The organism is Pantoea rodasii (genome assembly GCF_002095465.1).
Classification (GTDB): Bacteria; Pseudomonadota; Gammaproteobacteria; order Enterobacterales; family Enterobacteriaceae; genus Pantoea; species Pantoea rodasii.
On the sequence record NZ_MLFP01000002.1, the window covers coordinates 374,926 to 396,272 of the forward strand.

Here is a 21,347-nt window from a genome sequence, read left to right on the forward strand (position 1 = left end):
GTTCATGGCTTGACCGATCGGCATTATCACCACCACATCAGGTCGCGGTTAACCACTTACTGGCGGTGACATCATCCAGCATGGCGACTTTCCCCTGCGCCACATTGCGGCCCCGGTGCAGCAGCAGAAAATAATCAGCCACGCGGCGAATAAACGACAGATGCTGTTCCAGCAGCAAGATCGTCAAACCGTAATCGCGGTTGAGACGACGGATCATATTTCCCATCTCCTCTTCCAGCCATGGCGACATTCCTTCGGTAGGCTCGTCCAAAATCAGCAGCTTAGGCTGCAATACCAGCGCTCGTGCCAGCGCCAGCTGCTGCTGCTGATCCATCGGCAGTTCTCCACTGCGCTGATGGCGTAACGAATACAGCGCCGGAAACAGATCAAACACCATCTCCGGGATCGCGCGGCTGCGACCGTCCTGCGCGGCCATCAACGCAATCATTAAGTTATCTTCAACGCTCATCTGCGAGAAAATATGGCGCCCCTGTGGCACATAGCCAATGCCCATGCGCGCACGCTGCTCGGTGGGTTGCAGCAGCAAATCCTCAGGGGGCGAGCCATCTTCCTGCCAGATCATCGAACCGCTGTTGATCGGCAAGCGACCCATTATGCAGTTCACCAACGTGGTTTTGCCCATGCCAGGACTGCCCAGCACACCGGTACAGGTGCCTGGTGGCAGATCGAGATCCACATCCCACAGGATATGGTTTTGACCGTAAAACTGATTCACCGAACGTAAACTCAGCATCTGACATACTCCTTCCAGATTATTTGCCTGAATGCTCACGCTCTGTGTCGTCTGGCATACAGTTGTGCACGATTAAGGGTGGACACCGCTGTTGATGACCTGCCAGGCAGGCCGTATGGACTCGTCACTCCATGGGAAAGATGTTGCAATTCTCAGGCCAGGTTAGAGGAAGCGCTATAAATGACGCAGATTGGGGTGAAATCGCGTTCAAAAGGTGAGCAATGCTTAATAATTCCACCTGGTAATAAACGCACTGCACTTTGACGGTGCTGACTGCTTAACATTTCTGGTGCATCTGTTCGTTCATAAGGCAATCACTGAAGAAATAAATGGCCTTAACGTACGGTTTTTACGACAACATAGGGGGCTTGACTTGCAAAAAGAATAGTTAAAGCGAGTTGAGGTAGGCGGAAAAAAAACGCAAAAAAAATATTTCGCACGCATGAACAAGGCTGGGGAAAATTATACACAGCTGATGGGCTCGGGGCTGGATTCAGTTATCCACTATTCCTGTGGATAACCTTGTGCATTAGCGACTGACAACCGGGCGGAAGCGAGGAAATACGCGGCTTGTCCACATTATGCTGAGAAACTGGACTTTAGGATGATTATCAATTAAATCAGTACGTTGTTTAAAAGCAAGCCTAAGGATTTTCTGCCTTGTCATCTGACTGCAATTTAATGACGCTCTCTTGACAAATGTTAAAAGCGTCACGGCTCTGGGGATAACCTTGCGCAACAACCTTTTGCCCGCTGCCGCTTAAATTGCACTGAAGCGAAACAGGTGTTTTCCCCGTTATCGTGCAAGATATCTGTAATTATATCCAGTATTTTTTTCTGGCAAATTCGCTGTAGCAGAGTAGAATTACCAGCCTGCCCGCTGACTTCTTCCGCAGGAACCGCAAAACCATGAGTAAAGCCTTTAAACTCAACTCTGATTTCAAACCTTCAGGCGATCAGCCTGAGGCGATTCGTCGTCTAGAAGAGGGGCTCGAAGATGGGCTCGCGCATCAGACCTTGTTAGGTGTTACCGGGTCGGGCAAAACATTTACCATTGCCAACGTCATCGCCGATCTCAATCGGCCGACCATGGTGATGGCACCCAATAAAACGCTGGCAGCACAGCTGTACGGAGAGATGAAAGAGTTCTTCCCGGATAACGCGGTGGAGTTTTTTGTCTCTTACTACGATTACTATCAGCCTGAAGCTTATGTTCCCAGCTCCGACACTTTTATTGAGAAAGATGCGGCGGTTAACGAACACATTGAGCAGATGCGTCTCTCTGCCACCAAAGCGATGCTGGAACGCCGTGATGTCATTGTCGTGGCTTCCGTCTCCGCCATTTATGGTCTGGGCGATCCCGATCTTTATCTGAAGATGATGCTGCACTTAACGCGCGGCATGATTATCGATCAGCGCAGTATTCTGCGTCGTCTGGCAGAACTGCAGTACACCCGCAATGACCAGGTGTTCCAGCGCGGCACTTTCCGCGTGCGTGGCGAGGTGATCGATATCTTCCCGGCTGAGTCCGATGATATTGGCCTGCGCGTCGAGCTGTTTGATGAAGAAGTGGAGCGCTTATCCCTGTTCGATCCGCTCACTGGCCAAATCGACTCGGTGATCCCGCGTTTCACCATCTATCCGAAAACGCACTACGTCACCCCACGTGAACGTATTTTGCAGGCGATGGAAGAGATCAAAGTTGAGCTGGTGGATCGCCGCAAATCGCTGATGGACAACAATAAGCTATTGGAAGAGCAGCGTATTAGCCAGCGCACCCAGTTCGATCTCGAAATGATGAACGAACTCGGCTACTGCTCAGGCATAGAGAACTACTCACGCTATCTCTCCGGTCGCGGGCCGGGCGAACCCCCGCCAACGCTGTTCGACTATCTGCCCGCGGACGGTTTGCTGGTGGTGGATGAATCCCACGTGACTATTCCGCAGATCGGCGGCATGTATCGCGGTGACCGTGCACGTAAAGAGACGCTGGTGGAATACGGTTTCCGCCTGCCGTCGGCACTGGACAACCGTCCGATGCGCTTTGAAGAGTTTGAAGCGGCCGCGCCACAAACGATTTATGTCTCGGCCACACCAGGTAAATATGAGCTGGAAAAATCCGGTGATGACGTTATCGATCAGGTGGTGCGTCCCACCGGGCTGTTAGACCCCATTCTGGAAGTGCGCCCGGTTGCTACTCAGGTGGATGATCTGCTGTCTGAAATCCGCAAACGCGTGGAAATCAACGAGCGTGTGCTGGTGACGGTGTTGACCAAGCGCATGGCGGAAGACCTCACTGAATATCTGGTGGAGCACGGCGAGAAGGTGCGCTATCTGCACTCTGACATCGATACCGTGGAGCGCATGGAGATCATCCGTGATTTACGTCTGGGTGAGTTTGATGTGCTGGTCGGCATCAACTTGCTGCGCGAAGGGTTAGATATGCCGGAAGTGTCGCTGGTGGCGATTCTTGATGCGGATAAAGAGGGCTTCCTGCGTTCTGAACGTTCACTGATCCAGACCATCGGCCGTGCGGCGCGTAACATTAACGGCAGAGCGATTCTTTACGCCGATAAAATCACCCCTTCGATGGAACGCGCGATGGGCGAAACCGAGCGCCGTCGCGAGAAGCAGCAGCAGTACAACGAAGAGAATGGCATTGTGCCGCAGGGACTCAACAAGAAAATCACCGATATTCTTGAGTTGGGCAAAAACGTGGTGAAAACCCGCGGCAAAGGCAAAACGGCATCACGCGTGGCGGCGGAAGAAGAAGCCAACTACATGGCGCTTACCCCGCAGGCAATGCAGAAGAAAATCCGTGAGCTGGAAGGGCAGATGCAGCAGCATGCGCAAAATCTGGAGTTTGAAGAGGCTGCTAGCGTGCGCGACCAGTTACACCAGCTGCGCGAACTGTTTATCGCCGCCTCTTGATAGAGTGTTTAATCAAACTGCCTGAATGGCATGCTCCAGCGCAATCCGCAACAGCTGGCGGTCGTGACGATATTTGATATCGGCGGCCTCCAGCGGTTCACGCACAATCAAACGATCTTCTACGCCAACAATATCCGCCGCCGGGCTGACGACCACCGCATCGATCACGCGCTTACCGATGGCTTTTTCCATCATGGCCAGCTTATCGGCCACCGTTAAACTGGCCGCGGCTGGGCTTAACTCGCGCCCGAGATTGCCAATAAACACCATGGTGGCGGGGGTGCGGCGCAGCGCTCGCGCCATCTCTTCCATCAGCAGGCTCGGCATCAGGCTGGTGTAGAAGCTGCCGGGGCCAATCAGAATCAAATCCGCTTCAGCAATCGCATCCAGCGCTTCTTTAGTGGGCGTCACGGCGGGATGCAGCATCAGCTCCTGCGGTGGCTGCTTCATCTCATCGATCGCGGTTTCGCCGTACACCATATTGCCTTCGCAATCCTGTGCCACCAGATCCACCGGCTGCTCCGACATCGGGATTAAAAATGCATCGACTTTGAGCAAGTTGCGGATGATGTTGATGGCTTCCAGCGGACGCACGCTGAGGTGATCGAGCGCCTTCAGCATCAGGTTACCTAAGTTGTGTCCCGCCAGTTCGCCGTTACCGGCAAAACGGTATTCAAACATTGCCGACGCCACGCTGGGTTCCATGATCAGCTGGTTGAGGCAGTTACGCATGTCACCCCAGGCAATACCGCCTTCTGAACGACGAATGCGCCCGGTGGATCCGCCGTTATCGGTGGTGGTCACGATACCGGTCAGGCGCGAACCTAACGGTGCCAATGCTGACATCACGCGGCCAAGTCCATGGCCGCCGCCAAGCGCCACCACGCGATCCAAATCTGCCAGGGTACGATTCATGCTTTTCCTTATTGCTGACAACGGCACATTGAGGTGCAGTTGAACTGATGTATATCAATATCTGTCGCGCATTTTACCGTATCCTGCGGCGAAAATGCGGTGAAAATACGTTATGTATCAATATATATAGCGAAATTCACTGATGGATGCGAGGGACAAATCGCGCTACCATTCGTCGTAACCGTGTTGTCCATAATGACAACAGACTCCCAAGCCTTGCATGCCTAAGTCATATTGATATGGATGCCTGGCCGCAGCGTAGCTGCCAGGGTGCAGAAAGAAATGACTGCATCTCCCGTATTTGGAAAGGTGTTCAGGTGCCACAATTTACAGATGCCTATGCGCGCAGCTTTTACTATCTGCGCCTGTCGGTCACGGATGTGTGTAACTTCCGTTGTACCTACTGCTTGCCTGACGGTTATAAACCGAACGGTAATCACAACAAAAGTTTTCTCTCGCTGGATGAGATCCGCCGCGTGACGCGTGCCTTTGCGGCCGCGGGCACTGAAAAAGTGCGCCTGACCGGCGGCGAACCCTCTATGCGCCGCGACTTCACCGATATCATCGCGGCGGTGCGTGAAACGCCGCTATCCGCCAGATCGCTGTTACCACTAACGGCTATCGCATGGCACGTGATGTGCGAGCGTGGCGTGATGCGGGACTCACCAACATCAACGTTAGCGTCGACAGCCTCGATGCGCGCCAGTTTCATGCCATCACCGGCCAGGATAAATTTGCCGAAGTGATGGCCGGTATTGATGCCGCGTTTGACGCCGGGTTTGAGAAGGTCAAAGTTAACAGCGTGCTGATGCGCGACCTTAACAGCCACAGCCTGAGTACCTTCCTCGACTGGATTCGCACCCGTCCCATTCAGCTGCGTTTTATTGAGTTGATGGAAACCGGCGAGGGCGGCGATCTGTTCCGTCGTCATCATATTTCTGGCGAAGTGATCCGCGACCAGCTGCTCATGCAGGGTTGGCAGCTTCAGCCGCGTGGGCGCAGTGACGGTCCGGCGCAGGTGTTTCGGCATACGGATTACCAGGGCGAAGTTGGCCTGATCATGCCTTATGAAAAAGACTTCTGTGCCAGCTGCAATCGTCTGCGCGTATCGGCAATGGGCAATTTGCACCTGTGCCTGTTCGGCGACGGCGGGGTATCACTGCGCGATTTACTGGCCTCTGATGCACAACAAGGCGAGCTACAGGCCCGCATCGCCCACAGCCTCGGCCAGAAAAAGCAGACGCACTTCCTGCATCAGGGCAACACCGGCATTACACAAAATCTCTCCTTCATTGGCGGCTAAACACAGGAGTTACAGCCATGGGTAAACCTACCGGCGAGTTTGTCGCCTTGAATGTGGCGGTGATGACCGTCTCGGACAGTCGTGATGCCAGCAATGACAGCTCAGGGGATTATCTGCGAGAGGCGCTGGCGGAAGCCGGGCATCAGGTCGTGGATCGCGCCATCGTTCCGGATAATCGCTATCGCATCCGTGCCACCGTATCGCGCTGGATTGCCAGTGACGATGTGCAGGTGGTGATCGTTAACGGCGGCACGGGCTTCAATAGCAAAAACAGCACGCCTGAAGCGCTGCTGCCGCTGTTTGACCGTGAAATTGACGGCTTTGGTGAACTGTTCCGCATGGTCTCGTACGAAGAGATCGGCAGTTCAACGCTGCAATCGCGTGCGGTCGCCGGGCTGGCGAATCAGACGCTGATTTTCGCCGTGCCGGGTTCGACCAATGCCTGCCGCAGCGGCTGGGAACGCATTATTGAAGAACAGCTGGATGCGCGCACGCGCCCGTGTAATTTTGTCTCTCATTTGAAGAAGTTGTAAGCATGTCATCATTAACTCATATCAATGCCGCCGGCGAAGCCCATATGGTGGATGTCTCTGGCAAAACCGAAACGGTGCGTGAAGCGCAGGCCGAAGCGCTGGTGCTGATGAGCGCGGAAACGCTGCAAATGATCATCGACGGCAGCCATCATAAAGGCGACGTTTTTGCCACGGCGCGGATTGCCGGGATTCAGGCCGCCAAACGCACCTGGGAGCTGATCCCGCTTTGCCATCCGCTGATGCTCAGCAAAGTCGAGGTGTCGCTGGTGGCGGAACCTGAACACAGCCGCGTGCGGGTCACCTCGCGCTGTCGACTGACCGGTAAAACCGGCGTTGAGATGGAAGCGCTGACCGCCGCATCGGTGGCCGCACTGACGATTTACGACATGTGCAAAGCGGTGCAGAAAGACATCGTCATCGATCAACTGCGCTTGCTCACCAAGACCGGCGGCAAATCCGGTGATTTCCAGGCGGTGACGCATGATTAAAGTGCTGTTTTTTGCCCAGGTACGCGAATTGACGGGAACCAGCGCGCTGGAACTGGCGCCAGAGTATCAGGACGTTGCCACACTGCGTGCGGCGCTGGCAGGCAAGAGCGATCGCTGGGCGCTGGCGCTGGAATCCGGCAAATTGCTGGCAGCGGTCAATCAAACGCTGGTGCCGATGAGCCATCCACTGCGCGCTGGCGATGAAGTGGCGTTCTTCCCACCGGTCACCGGAGGATGAGCATGACCACCCGGATTCGCGTCGGCGTTGAACCTTTCGATGTCGGCCACGAGTATCAGCAACTCGCTGCCCACGACAGTGACGGCGCGGTCGTCACCTTCACCGGCAAAGTGCGCAACCATAATCTGGGTGACAGCGTAGCGGCACTGACGCTGGAACATTATCCCGGCATGACGGAAAAGGCGCTGGCGGAAATTGTCGAAGAGGCGCGTCAGCGCTGGGCGTTACAACAGGTGACGGTGATTCATCGCGTGGGTGAATTGTTCCCCGGTGATGAAATCGTGTTTGTCGGCGTCAGCAGCGCCCATCGCAGTAGCGCCTTTGCCGCCACCGAATTCATCATGGATTACCTGAAAACCCGCGCACCGTTCTGGAAGCGCGAAGCCACTGAGCAGGGCGATCGTTGGGTAGATGCGCGTGACAGCGACCATCAGGCCGCTGAACGCTGGAAGTAGCGTGTAAAATCCGCCTGCACCGATAGCCGCAGCTCACTGAAAACGTTAAGGTAGCGTTTTTTGCTGGCATGTCAGGGAACCGGATGAAAAACAACAGAATGCTGAAAGGCGCGGCGCTGCTCACTGCGCTGATACTGGCTGGATGCAGTACCAAAAAAGAGCCCCAGGCGCCCGCGCGCCAACCCGACGATGTAAAGAGCCAAATTCAGCAGTTGCTGCCCAGTGACGTAACGCAAAAAAGCGTCTGGGCAGATGACATCTACACAGCCTTTCGCGTCCAGCAAATCGATCCCAGCGCCAGTAATATCTGCGCGGTGATCGCGGTGGCCGACCAGGAATCCAACTTCAACGCTGATGCGCCGGTGCCGGGCTTACCCAAAATTGCCTGGGGTGAAATCGATCGCCGCGCCGCGAAAGTGCATGTCCCGGCCTTTTTAGTGCGGACCGCGCTGCTGATCAAATCGTCCAACGGTGAAAGCTATGCTGCGCGCCTCGATAAAGTGCACAGCGAGAAAGAGCTGAGTGCCATTTTCGATGACTTTATCGATATGGTGCCGATGGGGCAGAAGCTGTTTGGCAATCTCAATCCAATTCACACTGGCGGCCCGATGCAGGTCAGCATCGAATTTGCCGAAGCACACGCCAAAGGCTATCCGTACCCGATTGATGGCTCGATTCGTCGCGAAGTGTTTACCCGCCGTGGCGGCATCTACTTTGGCACGCTGCATCTGTTGGGTTATCCGGCGGACTACAGCCAGCCGCTGTATCGCTTTGCCGATTTCAATGCCGGCTGGTACGCCAGTCGTAACGCCGCATTCCAGGCGGCGATAGCCCGTGCCAGCGGCATTAAACTGGCGCTGGACGGCGATTTGATTATGTACGGCAGCGAGCAAGCGGGTTCCACCGAATTAGCGGTACGCACTCTGAGCAAGCAGTTGGACATGAGCGATCGGGAAATCCGTCGCGATTTGGTAAAGGGGGATAGCGAAAGCTTCAGCAACAGCACATTATGGAAGCAGACATTTATCCTCGCCGACAAAATGGCCGGTAAACGCCTGCCACGCGAGATGTTGCCGGGCATCAAACTGGAGAGCCCAAAAATCACTCGCAACCTGACCACCGCCTGGTTCGCCCAGCGCGTAAATGGCCGATATCAACAGTGCTTGACGCGCCGTTGACGCAACGAAGTGTAGACTCCACACTTAGAGCGTTTGTCTAACTTAAAGAGGTGCATCATGGACCGATATCCACGTAATGATTCAATTGTGCAGCAGGCGTCAACCGGGCTGCAAACGTATATGGCGCAGGTTTATGGTTGGATGACCTGCGGCTTGTTGCTGACTGCGTTTGTCTCGTGGTTTGCGGCGAGCACGCCAGCGGTGATGGAACTGGTGTTTGCCAATCGCATCACCTTCTTTGGACTGATTATCGTGCAACTGGGGGTCGTCTTTGTGCTGTCGGGCATGGTGCATCGTCTGAGCAGTACTCTGGCAACCGGGCTATTTATGCTCTATTCGGCGCTGACCGGGCTGACGCTGGCGAGCATTTTCCTCGTTTACACTTATTCATCCATCGCCAGCACCTTCTTTGTGACGGCAGGGATGTTCGGTGCGATGAGCTTCTACGGATACACCACTAAGCGCGATCTCAGCCGCATGGGTAGCCTGCTGTTTATGGCGCTGATTGGTATCGTACTGGCATCACTGGTGAACTTCTGGCTGAAAAGCCCGGCGCTGATGTGGGCGATTACTTATATCGGTGTGGTGGTGTTTGTCGGTCTGACCGCTTATGACACCCAAAAGCTGAAGGCGATTGGTGAGACCATCAACGTCAATGACAAAGAGAACCTGCGTCGTTACTCGATCATGGGTGCACTGACGCTGTATCTCGACTTCATCAACCTGTTCCTGATGCTGCTGCGTATTTTCGGCAACCGCCGTTAATTACAGCACTTTCTGTCGCGGCGCGATTTATCGCGCGCATCCGCAGCGCTGGTCAGGCTGAACGATGCGCAATAAATCGCGCCGCTACTACATGCAGACCCTATGAGCGTGCCGCCATCTTGCGCTCATTCTTCTGCCGCAGATGTTTTGCGCGACTCTCCAGTACCAGATACAACACCAGCGCCAGCAGCAGCGGCAAAATAAAGTACAGCACGCGATACGCCAGCAGCGCGGCGATAATCGTGCCGTGCGACACCTGCTCGCCGCCCAGCAGCGCCAGAAACACCGCTTCCAGCACGCCAATCCCCGCCGGGATATGAATGATCACCCCGCAATACTGCTGATCAGCAACACGCCAAGCACCTGCGGAAAATCCACCTGCCGCGCCAGCAGCAGCCAGATAATAGTGCCCATCACCAGCCAGTTGGCGCTGGAGACGGCAAACTGGATCAGTGCCATGCGCAGCGACGGCAGCTGCAAATGCTGGCCCTTAATGGTCCAGTGGCGTTTCTTCGCAAAAGCACAGGCCCATAAATAGATCGCCACCAGCACCAACAGCACGGCACCAATAATGCGCAGGGTGTTTTCACCGATAAACCAGCGCGGCGGAATCGGCACCATTCCGGCTGCAAACACCACGCCAGCCAGCAGGAGATAGCCCAGCCAGTTAGTGGCGATACTCATGGAAAAATGCGCGTGATGGTGCTGCCGGGCAGGCCTAACCGTGAATAGAGACGATAGCGCATCGCTACGCCGCCGACCCAGGTGCTGAGCGTCAGGTTAAAGGCGTAACAGATAAACGACACCAGCATCACCTGACGTTTCGCCAGTTTGTGCCCGCAGTAGGCGCGGCCGATCAAATCATACACACCGTAGGTGAGATAACTGACCACCACCAGCGCCGCTGCGCCCAGCACCACGTAGCGGTTATAGCCTACGATCACCTGATAGACGTCCTGCCAGTTCACTTTGCGGGCATAAATCACCAGCAGTACAATCACCGCGACAAAAAATAGCCAGGTGAGGATTTTCTTGGCCCATTGCCAGCGTGAATGTTTGTTACTCATCAGGGTTTGGCTCCTTCATTGTCGGTTTCAACCCGATCCTGAGTTTCCATTTCCGGTTGTACCGGAGGATCAACTTGTGCCAGCAGCGGCGTATGGGCGGGCAACCAACCGGCAATGGCCGGGAAGTGGCGCAGGAAGTGGAACACCAGCACGCTTTTGGTCAGATGCCACCAGGTGCGCGGTGGCAGTTTGTCATCCTGCACGCGCTCGCAATCGTGCTGGATCAAGGTTTCAAGATTGTCGCGCAGCGTCTGATTGAAGTGACGATCGTGGACAATCAGATTGGCTTCAAGGTTAAGCGACAAGCTCAACGGATCGAGGTTGCTGGAACCGACCGTTGACCAGTGCTGATCCTGCACCGCGATTTTGCCGTGCAACGGACGGCGGCAATATTCGTACACCTCAACTCCGGCATCCACCAGATAGTTGTAGAGCATCTCGGCGCCGACTTTGACAATCGGCATATCCGGTTCACCCTGCACGATCAGCCGCACGCGTACGCCGCGTTGCGCGGCACTGCGCATTTCCCGCAGCAGTCGATAGCCGGGGAAAAAATAGGCGTTGGCGATAATCACATCCTGTTTGGCTTTGCGCAGCATATCGAGGTAATGCTGCTCAATATCATCACGATGATCGTCATTGTCGCGATAAACAAACAGCACCTGCGCGTCACCAGGCATGGCATTGACCGCCAGCCGCTGCGAACGTGCTCCCCACCAGCGTCGCGTCACCTGCTCACTGCCCATCGCCTGCTGCACATAGCGCGCAATATCCAACACGATCGGGCCCGTCACCTCCACGGCGTAATCCTGTTTGGCTTGCGGACCGTAATCGGTGTTGTGTTCGTCAGAAAAATTGATGCCGCCAACGAAGGCCAGCGTGTTATCCACGACCACGATTTTACGGTGCAGGCGCCGGAACACATTGGTACGCATGCCCATCACCAGCGGACGAGGATCGTAATAAAGAAAACGCACGCCCGCTTCGGTCAGGCTGTTGACAAAGCGGTCGGACAAATCGTGCGAACCGTAGCCATCCACCATCACTTCGACCTTCACGCCGCGCTGTGCTGCCGCCAGCAGATCGCCATGCAGCGCATTTCCGACGTCATCTTCAAACAGGATAAACGTCTCCAGCAGCAGCGAACGTTCGGCGTGCTGAATGGCAGCGGAAACGCGGGGGAAAAACTGATCGCCATTCTCCAGCAGCCGCAGCTGGTTACCTTCACGCCAGCTGAAATTCATATAAATATCTCCACGGCCAGTGGGGCGTGATCGGAAAGGTGTGACCAGGGTTTGACCGGCAGCGCCCACGGCTGGCTGACGGTGGCGTTGCGAATATAGATGCGATCGAGTCGCAGCAATGGAAACCGCGCCGGAAAGGTTCGAGCGGGGCGGCCGTTTTTCATGCTGAACACCTCTTGCAGTCCAGCGCTGCGCTTCAGGAAGCGGTTAGCCTGCACCTGCCAGTCGTTGAAGTCCCCGGCAACCACCAGCGGAGCATCGTGCGGTAGCGCATTGATGCGGTCGCTCATCATCTTCATCTGCGCCTGACGATGCTGTGCTTTCAACCCTAAGTGCACGCAGATCACATGCAGTAGCTCGGGCCGATCCGGCAAGCGAATCTGGCAGTGCAACATGCCGCGCTTTTCACTTCCTGCCACAGAAATATCGAGGTTTTCATATTCAACAATAGGAAAACGTGACAATATCGCGTTCCCGTGATGTCCCTCGGGATAAACCGCATTACGGCCATAGGCAAAATCATGCCACATGGTATCGGCCAGGTACTCGTAATGAGAGTTTTCAGGCCAGTTCTCAATGTGCAGCGAATGGATATCGTGGGTGCCCATCACCTCTTGCAGGAAGACAATATCCGCCGACGTGGCGCGGACAGCATCACGCAATTCCGGCAGGATAAAGCGGCGGTTAAAGCTGGTGAAACCCTTGTGGGTGTTGATCGTCAGGACTTTAAATGAAAATCCTTGCGTATTTTGTGGCATACTTCGACGCGCTCCTTTTCATCATCAAGAGCACAAAGTGTAGTCTTTGTCACAAATGGATGGTAAGCAGCGTAGAAAATTAGGGTGTTATCCGAAATTTGCTTTACATTGAGGAAATCCGTCTGGCCGCAGCCAGATACACTTGGGCGACCTCTGTTGGGTCTGCCAGGAGAAAAGAATGAAATGGTCTAATCGTGTTCAGATTGTTACCGGTCAAACCTGTTTGCACATTGCGATGCACCTGTTGGTGATTGCTGCGCTGGTTTGGGGCTGGAAGCATAAGGCGCTGGTTGAAGTGAGCAGTACCCTGGTAGCAGCTTATGCCTTGGTGTTTATCGCCATGCTGGCTCTGCAGCGTAGTGCCCGTTTACGCCGCATGGGTGACGCCCTTGAGGAAGTCACCACCACCTATTATTTTGGTGCGGCGATGCTAACGCTATTCCTGATTTCTCGCTTCATCCATAACAACCTGCTGATTGGTTGTCTGGGTGTGGTGATGCTGGTGGGGCCAGCGCTGGTGTCATTGCTGGCGAAAGAACCCGCCCATCGCGTAGAGAAAAAGCGCAGCTAAGCCGACGTGCCGCTGTGAAGAGAAAGGAGCCGAATGCGGCTCCTTTTTTGTTGGTCGCGGTGGCAGCGGAAACCTGCTAAACTCTCGCCCTTACGCATGGTAGTTTGTGCCCTTTTCACACGTGAGCCCCGGGCTTGCGTCATATACCCCCTGAAAACTACATCGCTCACGGCGAACAGGGCGGTTCGGAGTAATACACCTGCATGTCATTTGACTCTCTCGGCTTAAGTGCCGATATTTTGCGTGCGGTAGCGGAACAAGGCTACCAGGAACCGACGCCGATTCAGCGTCAGGCTATTCCCGTGGTGCTGGCGGGTCGTGACCTGCTGGCGAGCGCCCAAACCGGTACCGGTAAAACCGCCGGCTTCACGCTGCCATTGCTGCAGCGTCTTACGGCAAATCCTTCAAACGCGCGCGGCCGTCGTCCGGTGCGTGCGTTGATCCTCACCCCAACCCGTGAACTGGCGGCGCAGGTGGGCGAGAACGTCCGTGAGTACAGTCAGTACCTGGATATTCGTTCACTGGTGGTCTTCGGTGGCGTGAGCATCAACCCGCAGATGATGAAACTGCGCGGTGGTGTGGATGTGCTGGTGGCAACGCCTGGCCGTCTGCTGGATCTGGCGCATCAAAATGCGGTGGATCTGTCCCAGGTTGAGATTCTGGTTCTGGACGAAGCGGATCGCATGCTCGATATGGGCTTCATCCACGACATTCGTCGCGTGCTGGCGCGTCTGCCGGCCAAACGTCAGAACCTGCTGTTCTCTGCCACCTTCTCTGATGAGATCAAAACCCTGGCGGAAAAACTGCTCACCAACCCTGAACAGGTGGAAGTGGCGCGTCGTAACACCGCGTCAGAGCAGGTTTCGCAGCAAGTGCATTTCGTTGATAAGAAGCGTAAGCGGGAACTGCTGTCGCTGATGATTGGTCGCGATAACTGGCAGCAAGTGCTGGTGTTCACCCGTACCAAACATGGCGCTAACCATCTGGCTGAGCAGCTGAACAAAGATGGCATCACCGCTGCGGCTATCCACGGTAACAAAAGCCAGGGCGCGCGTACGCGTGCATTAGCTGACTTTAAATCCGGTGGCATTCGCGTGCTGGTGGCAACCGATATCGCTGCACGTGGTCTGGATATCGAAGAGCTGCCACACGTAGTGAACTATGAACTGCCTAACGTGGCAGAAGATTACGTTCACCGTATTGGTCGTACCGGGCGTGCTGCGGCAACCGGCGCGGCGCTGTCACTGGTGTGTGTTGATGAACACAAACTGCTGCGTGACATCGAGCGTTTGCTGAAGCGTGAGATTCCGCGCATTGAGCTTGAAGGTTTCGAAGTGGACCCAAGCATCAAAGCGGAACCGATCCAGAATGGTCGCCAGCAGCAAGGGCGCGGACAGGGCCAGGGCCGTGGACAAAGCCAGGGTCGCGGTCAGGGCGGTAACGTTTCTCGTCCGCACAGCGGCAACGGCCAGCGCCCGCAGGGCAGCAACGGTGCGCGACCACAAGGTGAAGCGCGTCCAGCCGCTGCACGTCGTCAGGGTGGCGCAGCCAGCCAGACTGCGCCAGCCGCAAACAGCGGTCGTCGTCGTCCGGCAGCGAAAAAGAGCGGGAACATCTAACGCGATGAGGGTGTTACTGGCGCCGATGGAGGGCGTGCTCGATTCATTGGTGCGTGAGCTGCTCTCCGGGGTCAATGATTATGATCTGTGCGTCACTGAGTTTCTGCGCGTGGTCGATCAACTGCTGCCGGTAAAATCCTTTCACCGTTTATGTCCTGAGCTGCATAACAGCAGCCGAACGCCCTCAGGAACGCGTGTGCGTATGCAGCTGCTCGGGCAATATCCCGAGTGGCTGGCAGAAAATGCGGCGCGCGCCGTGGAGCTTGGCTCCTGGGGCGTCGATCTCAACTGTGGTTGTCCGTCAAAGCTGGTCAATGGCAGCGGCGGCGGGGCAACCCTGCTGAAAGATCCCGAGCTGATTTATCGCGGTGCGAAAGCCATGCGAGAAGCGGTTCCGGCGCATCTGCCGGTGACGGTGAAAGTGCGTTTGGGCTGGGATTCCGGCGAGCGTCGCTTTGAGATCGCGGATGCGGTGCAGCAGGCCGGTGCCAGCGAACTGGTGGTGCACGGTCGCACCAAAGAAGATGGCTATCGCGCCGAGAGCATCAACTGGCAGGCGATTGGTGAAATTCGCCAGCGCTTGTCGATTCCAGTGATCGCCAACGGTGAAATCTGGAGCTGGCAGGATGCGCAAGACTGTATGCGCATTACCGGTTGCGATGCGGTAATGTTAGGGCGCGGTGCGCTCAATATCCCGAACCTTGGCCGCGTGGTGAAATACAACGAAGCGCCAATGCCGTGGTCGCAAGTGGTCGAACTGCTGCTCAAGTATACCCAGCTGGAAAAGCAGGGTGATACCGGCATGTATCACGTCGCACGTATCAAACAGTGGCTGGGCTATCTGCGCAAAGCCTACAACGAAGCCGATGGGCTTTTCAGTGAAATCCGCACGTTACGCGTCTCTTCAGACATTGCCTCGGCCATTGAACGCCATGCGCAACAGCTAACCGTAGCGGTTTAACGCCTCCTCATTTAAACGCCGTTGTATAGTGAATCTGCTTGCTGGATGAATAGAAGCGGGCGAGTTGTTCACTGAATTTCACCGGGTCGTGCTGTTCGGCAATTCTCTTCAGTGATTGCGCAGAGTACTGGGTAATCACCCCCGGGTTACGCAAAATATCCGTGATATGCGCTTTGAGCTGCTGCACGATCTGTCGGCGTATCTGCATTTTGCTCTCCTGAGAGTCAATCACATATTCATGCTCGTCATTCAAGGGTTGATGAATCAGCCAACCCGCGCCCTCCGGATTGATTTCAGGCAAGGCGCGAATGTTGGTGGTGATCACTGGGCATCCACTGGCCTGCATCTCCAGCACCGAGAAGCCGTAGGTATCCTGCCAGCTCGGCAGTAATCCCACGTGCGAACGCTGCAGCAAGGTCAGCACCTGAGGGTTCGGCATGCTGGTGAAATGCTGGATATGCGGCGAGATTTTAATTAAGTGCTCAATGCGCGCATAAAACGCCTCGTCATCCTGAAATTGTCGATGGGCAATATTATGTCGCTGCGTGATATCACCAATCAGCGTCACCTGAATCTGGCCACGTGTGAAAACATCCTCTTCAGTCAATTGTGAAACCGCCAGCACCACTTCCGCCCCACCTTTGCGATAGAACTCGCTGCCGATAAACACCAACCGAATTTCGCCTGGCGACACCAGGCGGGGCTTAACGCACAGCAGCGGCTGCGGCGGATGCAGCACGTGCAGCTTGTGGCTGACCGCGGCTTTGATGGCGGGAAAAGCGTCGAGCAGTTTCAGCTGGATGTTGAGGGTGGCTTGCGAGATGGCAATTAACGTCAGGCACTCCTCACGGGCGATCAATTGCAACTGTGACTGCAGTTCAGGATTATCCACTTTCGCCATGCCAGGCACCGGCAGCACGCGTGGGATTTCGGTTTCAAAAGTAGCGATCCAATTTCTTTTGGTGTTAGCCACTTCGTTGAAGAGATGAATCACATCCGCATCATGGGGCAGTGAGCCGGGGAAGGGGCGAAAAATAAATTGTTTATTTTTGTGTAGAATCTTTGATCTTATGGCATTTGAATAAAAGTAGATGTTCTTTTTTCGGCAATCTATATATTGATGCTGGGAATGCGTCATGATATTTCTTTTTTCAGGATATCCGCTTCCACTGGTGATTATCTTCATAATCTCTCCTGGCAGGTAGGGTACAGATTAAAATAAAAGCGTCAGCGATGAGCATGGCCCGGTGCGAGGGCGTTGGGTGGATAGCAATGAGATTACGCACTGGGAGTAATGAGTTGGGTTTGTTTTAATTAACTGTAACCTAAAGGTATTCGACGGCAGAATCTATGTCTTAATGTGAATGAGTACAGAAGCACAGGGCGCTAGCCTGGCAGCCTGTAACGGTTAGCGACTGGTTTTACAGCTCTTTTACCAAGCCAATACATTAAATTGATTTTTGCTGGCGGTCTTTTTTCAGATTTTTCATGCCAATAAGTTAATAAAATTGAATTGAACGTTATTATTTATTTAACCGGCATAGAATTGGACTCTATTTATAATGCTGCGTTGAACGGATATTACAGAATTACGCCATAACACAGTTCCAGGTAAAGTGAGGTTCAAGCTGAAGGCTATTTGCGCTATAGTAGCGTTTCATATTCATTTGTAATGCCATCACACATGTCTGACGCCGCTGTACTGAGTCATGCTCAGTTAAATAAACGCATCATCTCCGTTATCGTCTTCACGTTTTTCTGCTATCTCTCGGTAGGATTACCGCTCGCAGTGCTGCCGGGATTTGTGCACAACCAGCTGGGTTTCAGCTCATTCATCGCCGGATTGATCATCAGCCTGCAGTACTTCGCCACGCTGCTCAGCCGTCCGCATTCGGGTCGCCTGGCCGATCGCTATGGCCCAAAACGCGTGGTGATGATGGGATTGGTGTGCTGCGGCATGAGCGGCGTGCTGTCGATTTTTGCCGCGATGTTCACCGATGCGCCGATGCTCAGCCTGACGTTATTGGCGGTGGGACGGTTGTTTCTCGGCGTAGGCGAAAGCTTTAGCAGCACCGGTTCAACGCTGTGGGGCATGAACATGGTTGGGCCGCTCCAGACCGCGCGTGTGATTTCATGGAACGGCGTGGCCACTTACTTCGCCATGGCGATTGGTGCACCGCTGGGTGTGCTGCTCAATCAAATGTTCGGCATCAGCGGCTTTGCCGGCCTGGTGGCGCTGATGGGCATCATCGGCTTCTGCATGGCGAGCCGTAAAGCGGCGGTCAGTGTTACCGCTGGCGTGCGCATTCCTTTTCATCGCGTGGTCAGCCGCGTCTGGCTGTTTGGGCTGGCACTGGGCTTTGGCACCATCGGTTTTGGCGTTATCTCCACCTTTATCACCCTCTATTTCGCCAGCCGCGACTGGAGCGGTGCCGCCTTTGCACTGACGCTGTTTAGCCTCGGATTTGTGCTGGTGCGACTGGCCGGTGGCCGATACATCACCCGTTTTGGTGGGCTAAAAGTCTCACTGGTGTCGTTTGTGTTGGAGTGTGCGGGACTGCTGCTTATCTGGCAGGCCGACAGCAGCTGGCTGGTGGATGTCGGCGCGTTCCTGACCGGCGGTGGCTTCTCACTGGTGTTCCCGGCGCTGGGTGTGGAAGCGGTTAAGCGGGTGCAGCAGCAGGATCAGGGTTCAGCGCTGGGGACTTACTCGGCGTTTCTCGATTTAGGGCTGGGATTAACCGGTCCGGTGGCGGGTTTGCTGATTGGTCACTGGGGGATGCAGTCGGTGTATCTGGCCGCGGCATTAATGGTGCTGGGGGCGTTTGTGATTACCTTGCGTTTGCATCAGCAGCACGGCCGACAAGCGGCCGTGCAAACGGTTAATTAATACTTCTCTGGCACAACCATTTTTTCAGGTACTGGCGCGCGACGATAATCCTCATTGCGTTCGCGCGTCGGTAACATAATCGTCTTCGACTCGCTCTCTTCATACGGCACCTGCTGCAGCAAATGACTGATGCAGTTCAGGCGCGCACGCTTCTTATCGACACCTTGCACGACCCACCATGGCGCTTCATCAATGTGGGTACGTTCCAGCATTTCTTCCTTGGCTTCGGTGTAATCTTCCCAGCGACGACGGCTTTCGAGGTCCATTGGGCTCAGTTTCCACTGTTTCAACGGATCGTGAATACGGCTCAGGAAGCGCAGCTCCTGCTCTTCATCGGTGATCGAGAACCAGTACTTGATGATTTGGATACCACTGCGCGTCAGCATTTTTTCAAATTCCGGCACGCTGCGGTAAAACTCTTCCACTTCGGCTTCGTTACAAAAGCCCATCACGCGTTCTACGCCAGCACGGTTATACCAGCTGCGGTCGAACATCACGATTTCACCGGCTGCCGGCAGATGGGCGATGTAGCGCTGGAAGTACCACTGCGTTTTTTCGCGATCGTTAGGCGCGGGCAGGGCAGCCACACGGCACGTGCGGGGGTTCAGGCGTTGGGTGATACGTTTAATCACGCCGCCTTTACCGGCCGCATCACGGCCTTCAAACAAAATAACGATGCGATGACCGGTGCGCATCACCCAATCCTGCAGCTTCACCAGTTCACCTTGCAGATGCAGCAGCTCACGGAAGTAGCGGCGGCGGAATGCCTTGTCGCCTTCTTCTTGCGGTTCACCGTTATCATTAAAGCGCAGGTCATCCAGCTCCATTTCCAGCTCTTCGTCGTAGCTGTCGTAAAACTCCTGCAGCAGACGCGCATTGAAAGTCTCGCTGTGGAAGCTGTTGTCGTGTGTCGCCATGACTTTTCCCCGTTACAGATGAATAAACAGGGCGTAGAGCAGCCCTGAAAGTAAGACCGAGACCGGCAGCGTTAATACCCACGCTAACGCAAGGTTGCGAATGGTAGAGAGCTGCAGGCCAGATTTGTTAGCGGCCATTGAACCGGCAACGCCCGATGAGAGCACGTGCGTGGTGGAGACCGGCAAACCGAAGATATCCGCTGCGCCGATGGTCGCCATCGCCACCAGCTCCGCACTGGCACCCTGTGCGTAAGTCAGGTGGGTTTTACCGATGCGTTCACCGACCGTGACCACAATACGACGCCAGCCGACCATGGTGCCGAGACCCAGGGCAATCGCCACCACCACTTTCACCCACATCGGGATAAAGCGTGTCGCGGCATCCAGTTCCTTCTTCACGGCGGCGAGATTGCTGGCAATGTCTTCCGGCAACGCCACTTTGGCAGATTGCAGATGTTTAATGGTTTCCGAGGCGAGGTACATATCGTTACGGGTGTTGGTCACCGCCTGTGCCGGGATATTCTCCACTGCACCATAACGACGGATCTGATCGCCGATATCGCCCAGCATCATGCCAAGGGCCGGCAATACCTGTGGACGATTCTGGCTGGTGCGTACGAATTCGGTCAGCACCTCACGCGGTGCGGGCATCGCAGCCGGGGCCGGTTGCAGCGTCAGCAGTTGCTGTTCGGTCACCTGGGTTAACGCGGCCACGCGTGGGATTTGATCGGGCGGCAGCGAGCGGTTCAGCGCGTAGGCAATCGGCATGGTGCCGACCAGAATCAGCATGATGAGACCCATGCCTTTTTGACCATCGTTCGAGCCATGCGCAAAAGAGACGCCGGTACAGGTCAGGATCAGCAAACCACGGATCCACGGTGGCGGTGGCTGGTTGCCTTTGGGTGCTTCATACAGCTGACGGTTGCGGATCAGCGCTTTCATCGCCAGCAACAGCAGCGCGGCGCAGATAAAGCCCACCACCGGTGACAGCAGCAGCGCATAACCCACTTTAATCGCCTGATCCCAGTCCACGCCGCTGGTGCCGCTGCGGCCATGCAGCAGGGCATTCGCCACGCCCACGCCGATGATGGAGCCGATTAGCGTATGGGAAGAGGAGGCGGGCAGGCCGAAATACCAGGTGCCGAGGTTCCAGATAATCGCCGAGAACAGCAGCGCATACACCATGGCGAAGCCGTTGCCGCTACCCGCCTGCAGAATCAGCTCTACGGGCAGCAGCGAGATAATGCCAAACGCCACCACGCCGCTGGAGAGCAACACGCCAAGAAAGTTACAGAAGCCCGACCACACCACCGCAACGCCCGGTGAGAGCGAGTGGGTGTAAATCACAGTGGCGACCGCATTAGCGGTATCGTGGAAGCCATTCACAAACTCAAAGCCGAGTGCAATCACCAATGCCACGCCCAGCAGCAGGAACGGCGTATAGCTGGTGACTGGCGCACCGGTTTCTTCAACATCATTAAACAGATTGATGGCGGTAAAGAGCAGGCCGCCGAACAGCAATATCAGAAAGATGATGCGGGATACTCGACCGCTGCCTTGGTTAAGATTCGGGCGTCCGCTGTGGGACGATGATGTCGATGTAGATGCAGGTAAACTGTTTTCAGCCATAACACACCCCGGTGTGGATTGACGATGCTCGATTGGCATCCGTTACTTGCAGTGTGATACGGGGTTTGTATGACAGAATGATGATGGCGATCACACTGTGTCATCTTGCTGTAACACAGCTGTCGCAGTCT

Annotated in this window: 18 protein-coding genes, 2 pseudogenes and 1 riboswitch; of the genes and pseudogenes, 12 read left to right on the forward strand and 8 right to left on the reverse strand. The window is 55.2% G+C overall.

The genetic code is table 11. The features are described from left to right. Positions 1–37: 37 nt before the first annotated feature. A complete protein-coding gene (locus HA45_RS04195; RefSeq protein ID WP_100702449.1) occupies positions 38–754 on the reverse strand; it encodes an ABC transporter ATP-binding protein in 717 nt (238 codons plus the stop codon). A gap of 909 nt (positions 755–1,663) precedes the next feature. On the opposite strand from HA45_RS04195, the gene uvrB reads away from it, so the two are divergent. Then, a complete protein-coding gene (uvrB, locus tag HA45_RS04200; RefSeq protein WP_100702450.1) occupies positions 1,664–3,685 on the forward strand; it encodes an excinuclease ABC subunit UvrB in 2,022 nt (673 codons plus the stop codon). A gap of 12 nt (positions 3,686–3,697) precedes the next feature. Here uvrB and HA45_RS04205 read toward each other — a convergent pair whose 3' ends face one another. Further along, on the reverse strand, positions 3,698–4,600 hold the full coding sequence (locus HA45_RS04205) for a gluconeogenesis factor YvcK family protein (RefSeq protein ID WP_100702451.1): 903 nt from the start codon (positions 4,598–4,600) through the stop codon (positions 3,698–3,700). Positions 4,601–4,794: 194 nt separating this feature from the next. Beyond that, positions 4,795–4,929: riboswitch (molybdenum cofactor riboswitch) on the forward strand. Between HA45_RS04205 and moaA the strand changes: the two are divergent. The 7 genes and pseudogenes from moaA (at position 4,918) to HA45_RS04240 (ending at position 9,560) form a co-directional block, all read left to right on the forward strand. Further along, positions 4,918–5,903 (forward strand): annotated as a pseudogene (gene moaA, locus HA45_RS04210) (GTP 3',8-cyclase MoaA). Its footprint overlaps the riboswitch before it by 12 nt. Positions 5,904–5,920: 17 nt before the next feature. Beyond that, positions 5,921–6,436 (forward strand): molybdenum cofactor biosynthesis protein B, encoded by a 516-nt coding sequence (gene moaB, locus HA45_RS04215; protein ID WP_100702452.1) that lies wholly within the window; start codon positions 5,921–5,923, stop codon positions 6,434–6,436. 2 nt (positions 6,437–6,438) lie between these two features. Continuing rightward, positions 6,439–6,924: a cyclic pyranopterin monophosphate synthase MoaC gene (gene moaC / locus HA45_RS04220; protein ID WP_100702453.1), complete on the forward strand. Its 486-nt coding sequence runs from the start codon at positions 6,439–6,441 to the stop codon at positions 6,922–6,924. Beyond that, positions 6,917–7,162, forward strand: a complete 246-nt coding sequence (moaD, locus tag HA45_RS04225) for a molybdopterin synthase sulfur carrier subunit (RefSeq protein ID WP_100702454.1) — start codon at positions 6,917–6,919, stop codon at positions 7,160–7,162. The genes moaC and moaD overlap by 8 nt, the downstream gene beginning before the upstream one ends. A gap of 2 nt (positions 7,163–7,164) precedes the next feature. Continuing rightward, positions 7,165–7,617 carry a molybdopterin synthase catalytic subunit MoaE gene (gene moaE, locus HA45_RS04230; RefSeq protein WP_100702455.1) on the forward strand — a complete coding sequence of 151 codons (453 nt, stop codon included), beginning with the start codon at positions 7,165–7,167 and terminating at the stop codon, positions 7,615–7,617. A gap of 83 nt (positions 7,618–7,700) precedes the next feature. Continuing rightward, a complete protein-coding gene (locus HA45_RS04235) occupies positions 7,701–8,795 on the forward strand; it encodes a DUF1615 domain-containing protein (RefSeq protein ID WP_100702456.1) in 1,095 nt (364 codons plus the stop codon). 57 nt (positions 8,796–8,852) lie between these two features. Next, on the forward strand, positions 8,853–9,560 hold the full coding sequence (locus HA45_RS04240) for a Bax inhibitor-1/YccA family protein (protein ID WP_100702457.1): 708 nt from the start codon (positions 8,853–8,855) through the stop codon (positions 9,558–9,560). Positions 9,561–9,660: 100 nt separating this feature from the next. Here HA45_RS04240 and HA45_RS04245 read toward each other — a convergent pair. From HA45_RS04245 to HA45_RS04255, 3 genes and pseudogenes are all read right to left on the reverse strand, one after another. Then, positions 9,661–10,627: pseudogene (locus HA45_RS04245) on the reverse strand (lysylphosphatidylglycerol synthase domain-containing protein). Then, on the reverse strand, positions 10,627–11,871 hold the full coding sequence (clsB, locus tag HA45_RS04250) for a cardiolipin synthase ClsB (protein WP_100702459.1): 1,245 nt from the start codon (positions 11,869–11,871) through the stop codon (positions 10,627–10,629). The pseudogene HA45_RS04245 and the gene clsB overlap by 1 nt, the downstream one beginning before the upstream one ends. Next, positions 11,868–12,629, reverse strand: coding sequence for an endonuclease/exonuclease/phosphatase family protein (locus tag HA45_RS04255; protein ID WP_100702460.1), 762 nt, complete (start codon positions 12,627–12,629; stop codon positions 11,868–11,870). The genes clsB and HA45_RS04255 overlap by 4 nt, the downstream gene beginning before the upstream one ends. Positions 12,630–12,807: 178 nt before the next feature. Here HA45_RS04255 and HA45_RS04260 point away from each other — a divergent pair, with 178 nt between their 5' ends. The 3 genes from HA45_RS04260 to dusC all read left to right on the forward strand — a co-directional run bounded on the left by HA45_RS04260 (position 12,808) and on the right by dusC (position 15,780). Continuing rightward, entirely contained in the window at positions 12,808–13,200 is a 393-nt protein-coding gene (locus HA45_RS04260) for a YbhQ family protein (protein ID WP_100702461.1), read from the forward strand. 203 nt (positions 13,201–13,403) lie between these two features. Beyond that, positions 13,404–14,819, forward strand: a complete 1,416-nt coding sequence (gene rhlE / locus HA45_RS04265; RefSeq protein ID WP_100702462.1) for an ATP-dependent RNA helicase RhlE — start codon at positions 13,404–13,406, stop codon at positions 14,817–14,819. A 4-nt stretch (positions 14,820–14,823) separates the two neighbouring features. After that, entirely contained in the window at positions 14,824–15,780 is a 957-nt protein-coding gene (gene dusC, locus HA45_RS04270) for a tRNA dihydrouridine(16) synthase DusC (protein ID WP_100702463.1), read from the forward strand. Positions 15,781–15,787: 7 nt separating this feature from the next. Here the strand turns inward: dusC and HA45_RS04275 are convergent, their stop codons facing one another. Then, on the reverse strand, positions 15,788–16,774 hold the full coding sequence (locus tag HA45_RS04275; RefSeq protein WP_338064367.1) for a glycosyltransferase family 4 protein: 987 nt from the start codon (positions 16,772–16,774) through the stop codon (positions 15,788–15,790). Between the two features lie 690 nt (positions 16,775–17,464). Here HA45_RS04275 and HA45_RS04280 point away from each other — a divergent pair. After that, complete coding sequence (locus HA45_RS04280) at positions 17,465–18,670, forward strand: MFS transporter (protein ID WP_100702465.1); 1,206 nt, start codon at positions 17,465–17,467, stop codon at positions 18,668–18,670. Here the strand turns inward: HA45_RS04280 and ppk2 are convergent. Further along, on the reverse strand, positions 18,667–19,587 hold the full coding sequence (gene ppk2, locus HA45_RS04285; protein WP_100702466.1) for a polyphosphate kinase 2: 921 nt from the start codon (positions 19,585–19,587) through the stop codon (positions 18,667–18,669). The genes HA45_RS04280 and ppk2 overlap by 4 nt on opposite strands. Positions 19,588–19,599: 12 nt before the next feature. Then, positions 19,600–21,216 (reverse strand): inorganic phosphate transporter, encoded by a 1,617-nt coding sequence (locus tag HA45_RS04290; protein WP_100702467.1) that lies wholly within the window; start codon positions 21,214–21,216, stop codon positions 19,600–19,602. Positions 21,217–21,347 lie beyond the last annotated feature (131 nt).